Source organism: Pedobacter sp. 01N416 (assembly GCF_056399685.1).
In genome coordinates this window covers 1-7,932 of sequence record NZ_JBFTRT010000373.1, presented here as the reverse complement: position 1 = coordinate 7,932, position 7,932 = coordinate 1, and the positions used below count along the sequence as shown (strand labels likewise).

At 37.6% G+C, this 7,932-nt stretch carries 8 protein-coding genes and 1 pseudogene; 7 read left to right on the top strand and 2 right to left on the bottom strand.

The window, feature by feature from the left end; genetic code table 11:
• A pseudogene (locus tag AC1DND_RS19130) lies at positions 1–216 on the bottom strand (CocE/NonD family hydrolase); the annotation flags it as partial.
• Positions 217–456: 240 nt separating this feature from the next.
• Between AC1DND_RS19130 and AC1DND_RS19125 the strand changes: the two are divergent.
• From AC1DND_RS19125 to AC1DND_RS19105, 5 genes are all read left to right on the top strand, one after another.
• A complete protein-coding gene (locus tag AC1DND_RS19125) occupies positions 457–1,293 on the top strand; it encodes a DUF6515 family protein (RefSeq protein WP_477584026.1) in 837 nt (278 codons plus the stop codon).
• A gap of 282 nt (positions 1,294–1,575) precedes the next feature.
• Positions 1,576–2,736 (top strand): esterase-like activity of phytase family protein, encoded by a 1,161-nt coding sequence (locus tag AC1DND_RS19120; RefSeq protein WP_477584024.1) that lies wholly within the window; start codon positions 1,576–1,578, stop codon positions 2,734–2,736.
• Positions 2,737–2,761: 25 nt separating this feature from the next.
• Complete coding sequence (locus AC1DND_RS19115; protein WP_477584022.1) at positions 2,762–3,427, top strand: HAD family hydrolase; 666 nt, start codon at positions 2,762–2,764, stop codon at positions 3,425–3,427.
• A gap of 44 nt (positions 3,428–3,471) precedes the next feature.
• Complete coding sequence (locus AC1DND_RS19110; RefSeq protein WP_477584020.1) at positions 3,472–4,080, top strand: DUF2306 domain-containing protein; 609 nt, start codon at positions 3,472–3,474, stop codon at positions 4,078–4,080.
• 38 nt (positions 4,081–4,118) lie between these two features.
• A complete protein-coding gene (locus AC1DND_RS19105) occupies positions 4,119–4,670 on the top strand; it encodes a Crp/Fnr family transcriptional regulator (protein WP_477584018.1) in 552 nt (183 codons plus the stop codon).
• Between the two features lie 205 nt (positions 4,671–4,875).
• On the opposite strand, the gene AC1DND_RS19100 is transcribed toward AC1DND_RS19105, so the two are convergent.
• The gene (locus AC1DND_RS19100; RefSeq protein WP_477584027.1) at positions 4,876–4,992 is read right to left on the bottom strand and encodes a LuxR C-terminal-related transcriptional regulator; all 117 of its coding nucleotides are present in this window, start codon (positions 4,990–4,992) and stop codon (positions 4,876–4,878) included.
• 245 nt (positions 4,993–5,237) lie between these two features.
• On the opposite strand from AC1DND_RS19100, the gene lpdA reads away from it, so the two are divergent.
• Together lpdA and AC1DND_RS19090 are read left to right on the top strand one after the other, a co-directional pair.
• Positions 5,238–6,644, top strand: a complete 1,407-nt coding sequence (gene lpdA / locus AC1DND_RS19095; RefSeq protein ID WP_477584016.1) for a dihydrolipoyl dehydrogenase — start codon at positions 5,238–5,240, stop codon at positions 6,642–6,644.
• Positions 6,645–7,016: 372 nt separating this feature from the next.
• On the top strand, positions 7,017–7,932 hold a 916-nt coding region (locus AC1DND_RS19090), incomplete at its 3' end, for a choice-of-anchor I domain-containing protein (protein ID WP_477584015.1).

Here is a 7,932-nt window from a genome sequence, read left to right as displayed (position 1 = left end):
GGTATAGGGTGTTCGGTTAATTAAAAATGGATATTTTTTGGTTTGATTTTTGGGTATATAAATGGAAGTGAAGAGTTTAACCCCATCGCGCATGGGGATCTGGCGTTCTATTTTAGTGTAGTTTTCTCTAACATATGCCGAATCGGTTTGCTGGGCTATTAATTCATTAGAAATAAACAGACAAAATAAAAGACTGAAAATTCTGGTAAGGTTCATTTAAGCTAGTTTTTAGGAATAAAATTTAAATATAGGTGATTCGTGGTTGATTAGAAAAAATAGCCCGTAAAAGGTTTGTTAGCAAAGATGGAATCATGTAAGATGGAAGGATTTTGATATATTTTGCCATTAAAACCCTCCCTTCGTCATCACTTTATCAAAATTTAGTTAAATAGTGTTAAGGGATAATCTTTTAGGAGTTTTCACCGTCATATACATAATCGACATAAACACAAAATAATGAATAGGTTATTAAATAAAGGATTGGTTGTTTTCGCTGCAGCAGCGATGATTGCAACCTTAAGTATTGAAAGCGTTTCTGCACAGCGGCCAAGTAGGAGTGGAGGTTCTTCCGGGGGCGGTAGATCTGGTTCGATAAGCCCATCAAGAGGCGGTGGTTCTATTTCCAGACAACCATCTATGCATGCGCCAAGTAGAGGTAGTTATGCACCAAGCAATGGCGGTCGCCCACCAAGACCTAATTACAGTTATAACAGACCAGGTTATCGCCCAGGTTCAGGATATGGTAGGCCTGGTTACGGTTATCGCCCAGGTTATGGAAGGCCTTATTACAGACCATATTATAGCTATTATAATTTTTACAGGCCCTTTTTAGGTTTCAGGATTGGCGTATTACCTTATGGCTATTATCCGTTTTATTATGGCGCTAACCAGTTCTATTATTCAGGCGGATTGTTTTATCAACAAAACAATAGTCAATACGAAGTGGTAACCCCACCAGTTGGTGCTGAGGTTCCGAATTTACCATCGGATGCTAATCTGGTTACCATTAATGGGGTTGATTATTACGAATACAAAGGCGTTTATTATACCCAAAAAGAAAGTGCTGATGGTAAAACCGTATATGTGGTTGCTGGGAAAGACGGTATTTTAAACACGACTGATGGCCCGGTTGATACGCATAATATAGGCGATATAATTAGTCAATTGCCAGAGGGATGCAGAGAGGTAACCATTAAAAACGAAAAGTATTTTGTTTCGCCTGATGATGTTTATTATGAAGAAATAGTAGATGGAACAAATATTACTTACCGTGTAATTGGTAAGTTGTTTTAATCTTAGTTTTATCAGTGTCAGATGGTAACATTTGACACCACTTATAATTCCAGTAAATGTGCAGTTGGATGGTAACATCCAACTGTTTTTGTTTAATTTCTCGCTGTACGTCATACTGAACTTGTTTCAGTATCTGTATTCACTTTGTGTCAGATCGGAATATCCAACACCACTGAATTTCCGATTGGAGCAAATTGCTTACGAGAAGACCCTGAAATAAATTCAGGGTGACGTATCTCGAGCCGCCAAAATTCTATATTTTTACAGCCTAAACATTTCGATTTGAAACCTGTATCGCAGCTCTTCTTTGTTTATTCAGTTCTTGCTATTGTGCTCTCATCTTGTTCTATAACTAAGTATGCTGCGGTTAAGCAAAATGAAACCAGTATTTCGTCTGTAAAGTTTCTGGATGAATACATTATGCCCTTAAATCCAATTTTCCAAAATACGGTTGTTGGTGGTTTGTCTGGGATTGATTACGATGTAAAGCAAAACCAGTATTATATGATCAGTGATGATCCATCACAACGTAGTCCGGCGAGGATTTATACTGCACAGATTGATATCAAAGAAAATAAGATCGATACTGTTCGGGTAACTGGTGTTACTTATATCTTACAGGAAAACGGAAAACCATACCCAAAATACGGAACTGATAAAACTGTAAAACCTGATAGCGAATCGGTTCGTTATAACCCCTTAACCAAACAATGGATTTGGAGCAGTGAGGGAGAAAGGTTGTTTAAGGACGGTGATACGACGATAGTTCAGCCCGGCTTAACCTTTATTTCTACATATGGAAAGTTTCTGGATACTATTCCAATGCCTAAGGGCTTTCAGTTTACAAAAACCGAAAGCGGGCCACGCAAAAATGCTTTATTTGAAGGTTTAACTTATGCTGATCAGTACAAAACATTATACGCCAGTTTGGAAGAACCACTTTATCAGGATGGACCTCAGGCTGCTTTTGAATATGACAAAGCCTTAACGCGGATTTTAAAATTTGATGTAGCTACTAAAAAGAATATTGCCCAATATGCTTATAATCTGGGTGCAATGCCAGTTAAACCTACCGTTGAAAACGATTGGAATGTAAATGGAATTTCTGAAATACTAGCTATTAATAATCATACGCTTTTGGTAATGGAAAGAGCCTGGGCAAAGGGCCACGATGATCATACCTTTTTAAAACTTTACCTGGTTGATTTACAGAGTGCTGAAAATGAAATCAATAATAGCTCTTTTGTGCAAAACCCTCCAAAGCTCTTAAACAAGAAATTGATTTTCGACTTTGATTCCTTGAACCGACATATCGATAATTTTGAAGGGGTAACATTTGGACCAAAATTGCCAAATGGGCATCTCTCATTAATTTTTTGTGTTGATAATAATTTCGGTAAATCTCAGGTACAACAATTTTTCTTATTTGAGATTATTCCATAATCATCATTCCTGTTAAAAATTTATAATGAGTAAAATAAAAGCATTACTGTTTGATTTAGATGGTACATTAATTGATTCTGAGAAGTTTCATTTCGATTGTTGGAATAAGTTTTTGTGTGAATACGAAGTTACACTGGATTTTAAGGATTGGTTGACAAATTACGCTGGAATCCCCTTGCCCAAAAATGCAAAGACTATAATAGACAGGTATAAAATTGAAGAAGAGTTAGAAGGCTTCATCAACAGAAGAGAGAAGATAACTTTTGATGGTTTTAGAACAACTGATATTCAGTTAATGCCCTTTGCATTAGAGTTTATCAAGTTTGCTTATGAAAAAGGGCTTACGCTGGCTGTAGTTACAGCTAGTCCGAAAATTGATGTTGAAGCCGTTTTTGAGCGTAATGGTTTGGCCAGGTATTTCAGTTTATTTATTACCAGAACAGATGTAAATAAATCTAAGCCTGATCCCGAAAGTTACAATCTTTGTGTAGCGCGATTGGGTTTTGAAAAAGATGAGTGCCTTGTTTTTGAAGATACTTTAAATGGGGTTAAATCTGCTCTGGCTGCGGGCATAACCTGTTACGCCATTCAGAGCAATGTAAGGGCGCATCAAAAACTAAAAATAGCTGACGAATTGTTCCTGAGCTTTGCGAATGCCAAAGCATTTATGCTGCAAAAGGAATTGATTTAGTTCTTGAAAATTAACTAGCTTAGTATGAAGCAATAGAACGTTGTATGGTAAAAAAAGGATTATGGATTTTATTTGCAACCTTCGCATTGCTGATTGGACTCTACCCAACGATTTACTTTTTGATCGATAGGAAATTTGGGTTGTTAAATTCAAAGTCGGTTGATTTGTTGACCAATACTTTCTGGAACATTGGTTTTTATACGCATATCATTTTCGGAGGAATCGCTTTATTTATCGGTTGGACACAATTTAGTCCGGAAATGAGAAATAGGCGTATGGCACTTCACCGAAAACTGGGTAAAGTTTATGTGGTTGCTGTACTGCTTAGCGCATTATCGGGTATTTATATTGGCTTTTTTGCAACAGGAGGATGGGTTTCTTCCACTGGATTTATCTGCTTAGGCATCGTTTGGTTTTACACTACTTTAAAGGCTTATTTACACATCAAAAGCGCAGAAATTGAAAAACATCAAAAAATGATGATTTATAGTTATGCGGCTTGTTTTGCTGCTGTTACATTGAGGGTGTGGCTACCAATTTTGACAATGGTTTATGGCGATTTTTCAAAAGCATACCTGGTTGTTGCCTGGTTATGCTGGATTCCTAATCTGATTGTTGCCTATTTAATCACCAGAAGAACCGCTAATCAATAAGTTATTTTGATGCTCTATCCTCTGCAATAATTTAGTTTATGATGTCAGCCCAGAAAATTTTAGCTAGTGTCGGATCCTTTTCATCTCACGACCTGCTTCTTTTTGAAGAATATACTGTCCGAAAGTCGTTCCGTAAAAACGACGTGCTCTTGCATCTTGGCGAAATTTGTCAATCCGTTTATTTCATTTTATCGGGATCTTTTTTTCAATTTCATGCTAACGATACCACAGAAACAATTATTGATCTGCATTTACCAAAAGAGTGGATGTACAATCATTCAAGTCTGATTGAGCAAAAACCTTCCGATACAACGATCAAGGCCTTTGAAAGATCTGAAGTGTTGGAGCTTAGTTTAACTAATTTACATAGTTTAATTGCCCAATCACAGTCTTTTTTAAGCTTGGGTAGAATTTTTGACCAGCCCAATAACAGGACATATTTATTTGATCGTTCGCTAAGCCCAGTTGAAAAATATAATTATATTAAAAATGCCAAACCGCTCATTGTACAGGTTTTTCCGGTTAAAATGATCGCTTCATACCTTAAGATCGCTCCTGAAACATTGAGCAGGGTAAGGGCAAATCATTAAATTTTCTGATCTGGATCAAGTGCAGCTTTTGGGAAAAATACCGATTTTTGAAATAAAAAAATATGCTAACAGATATTAACCCAAAACTTCCCATGCGTGATAAAGCAATCACAAGAGATTTTTATGTGAATAAATTAGGCTTTAAAGATATTGGAAGTGCCGATTTTAAAGATTACCTGATGGTACAAAAAGACCGTGTTGAGATTCACTTTTTTCTGTTCGAAACACTGGATCCGAAAATATTACGGCGGTGCGTTTCTACTGTTAGTGGACTTAGAAAAAGCTCATCCGCTATGCCTGCGGTCGTTTTTCCCTGTGCAATTAACTGAAGGATCTGTTGTTCGCGTTTGGTGAATTTTGGTCGTCCTTTTAAATCATTTACTGAAGGCTTGGCAATAATTTCTATCCCATTGATCTTCAGTATTTGATCTATTGGGGCATCGGGTATCAGCGAAGAACTAACAATTGATAAACCAATGACTAAGAAACCGATTTCTATTGCTCAATGGACTTTCAGCTTTCCGCCTTTTTTCCCTACATTTGGCTAATCAAAATTCTCAAAAAATTATGCAATACGATGTCGTTGTTATCGGTTCAGGGCCGGGCGGTTATGTAGGCGCAATCCGTTGTGCTCAGTTAGGTTTAAAAACTGCAGTTGTTGAAAAATATAAAACTTTTGGAGGTACTTGCTTAAATGTAGGTTGTATTCCATCTAAGGCTTTGTTAGATTCTTCAGAGCATTTTCACAACGCTGCTCACACGTTTACTAGCCATGGTATCAACTTAAAAGATTTAAAGGTTGATATGAAACAGATGATCGCCCGTAAAGACGATGTTGTTGCCCAAAATACAGCTGGTATCACTTATTTGTTCAAGAAAAATAAAATCGATTCTTTCGAAGGTGTAGGATCTTTTGTAGATAAAAATACCATTCTGGTAACTAAAGCCGATGGCTCTACAGAAACCTTATCAGCTAAAAACGTAATTATTGCTACGGGTTCTAAACCAACAGCTTTACCGTTCTTACCAATCGATAAAAAACGCATTATAACTTCAACTGAGGCTTTAAATATTAAAGAAGTGCCAAAAACGATGGTGGTAATCGGCGGCGGTGTAATCGGTTTAGAGTTAGGTTCGGTATACGCCCGTTTAGGTACAAAAGTATCTGTTGTTGAGTTTTTACCATCTATCATTGGTACTATGGATGCTGGTTTGGGTAAAGAACTTCAGCGTGTGTTAAAGAAAACTTTAGGCATGGAATTTTACATGGGCCACAAAGTTACCGGTGCTACCACAAAAGGTAAAACGGTAACTGTTACGGCTGATACCCCTAAGGGCGAATCCATTTCTTTAGAAGCCGATTATTGTATCGTTGCTGTTGGTCGTACGGCTTACAGCGAAGGTTTAGGTTTAGATAAAATCGGTATCACTGTTGAAGAAAGAGGTAAAAAAATTCCGGTTAACGAACATTTAGAAACTTCCGTTAAAGGTGTTTATGCTATTGGTGATGTAATTACTGGCGCCATGTTGGCACACAAAGCAGAAGATGAAGGTACTTATGTTGCCGAAACCATTGCGGGTCAGAAACCACATATCAATTATAATTTAATTCCTGGTGTAGTTTATACCTGGCCAGAGGTTGCTTCTGTAGGTTTAACCGAAGAGCAGTTAAAGGAAAAAGGTGTTAAATATAAAGCAGGTTCATTCCCTTTCAAAGCCAGCGGACGTGCAAAGGCGAGTATGGATACCGATGGTTTCATTAAAGTTTTGGCCGATGCCGCTACTGATGAAGTTTTAGGTGTACACATGATTGGCCCGCGTGCAGCAGATATGATTGCAGAAGCAGTTATTGCAATGGAATTCCGTGCATCTGCAGAAGATATTGCACGTACCTGCCATGCGCATCCAACCTATACCGAAGCCTTAAAAGAAGCAGCACTTGCCGCAACTGATAATAGAGCCATACATATTTAATTATTCAACAAGCAGATACTGAACTTGGTTCAGTATCTGCTTGTTGAATAAGATGCTGAATCAAGTTCAGCATGACGCATAGAGAAAAATCCCGATCTAAAATCGGGATTTTTTTGTTTTAACTTTTTATCGTCATTTCGAGCGGAGTGCAGCGAAGTCGAGAACCACGAAGTGCTCAGCAAAGCTAAATCTAGCTAGATAGATCTCTCCATTCTACTGCGTTCCAGTCGAGATGACGACGGGTTTCGCTTTACTCTTTCTCCTTTAATCTTTTTGCTTTGGTCTTTATATTTTCTTAATAAAATGATAACAAACAACACCTAAAATTAGCGTTATGTGCGGCTATTTTTGCGGTTCAGATATTAAAAAACCATGAACTGTAAAAAACTATTTGGTGCAATCCTTATTGCTTCATTGGCATTTACTGCCTGCAAAAAAGATCCGATTGTAGATCCTCCGGTTGAAGCTATCGTTCCTGAAAAAATCGACAGCTTTAAAGAAACTGCTTCCATTGATTTAGGAGGGGAATTTGCTTCAGAAATTTCGGCTTACGATCCCTTAACCAAGCAATTATTTGTGGTGAGTAACGATGGCGGAACCAAGGTTGATGTAGTTGATATGAGTAAATATCCAACCGTTACAAAATTGAAAACCTTATTATACCCCAATAACGCTGGTATTAATAGCGTGGCTGTAAGTAATGGTTTATTAGCAATCGCTTTAGATGGCGCAGATAAGCAGGGAAATGGTGATGTAGTGGTATTAAAAACAGCTACTTTAGAAGAAGTTAAAAAAATTACCGTAGGTGCCATGCCCGATATGGTAACTTTCAGTCCTGATGGGAACTATATTTTATCGGCTAACGAAGGTGAACCGAATCTTGCATATACCGTTGATCCTAAAGGAACCATTTCGATCATTAACATCAAAGACAACTATTCTGTAAAAACATTAGATTTCGCCGCTTTTGAATCACAAAAAGCAACTTTGCTTGCAGGTGGCTTCAGGATTTATGGTTTAAATGCAAGTTTTACACAAGATATCGAACCAGAATATATTGCTGTAAGCGCTGATTCTAAGAAAGCATACGTTACCCTACAGGAGAACAATGGTGTTGCCGAAATAGATATCGTTGACGGAAGCATTACCAAAATCAATCCCTTAGGCACTAGAGACATCAGCCAGGCCGACAATGCCTTTGATGTAAGCGATAAAGACGGTAAAAAAGTTTTAGGTACATGGCCAATCAAGGCTTTTTATCTGCCAGATGCAATCTCATATTTTACTG

What these genes read in the sequence shown, in the direction of transcription:
- AC1DND_RS19110 (WP_477584020.1), top strand. Translation starts at nt 3,472, where the DNA reads ATGGTAAAAAAAGGATTATGGATTTTATTTGCAACCTTCGCATTGCTG.
- AC1DND_RS19125 (WP_477584026.1), top strand. Translation starts at nt 457, where the DNA reads ATGAATAGGTTATTAAATAAAGGATTGGTTGTTTTCGCTGCAGCAGCG.
- lpdA (WP_477584016.1), top strand. Translation starts at nt 5,238, where the DNA reads ATGCAATACGATGTCGTTGTTATCGGTTCAGGGCCGGGCGGTTATGTA.
- AC1DND_RS19115 (WP_477584022.1), top strand. Translation starts at nt 2,762, where the DNA reads ATGAGTAAAATAAAAGCATTACTGTTTGATTTAGATGGTACATTAATT.
- AC1DND_RS19105 (WP_477584018.1), top strand. Translation starts at nt 4,119, where the DNA reads ATGATGTCAGCCCAGAAAATTTTAGCTAGTGTCGGATCCTTTTCATCT.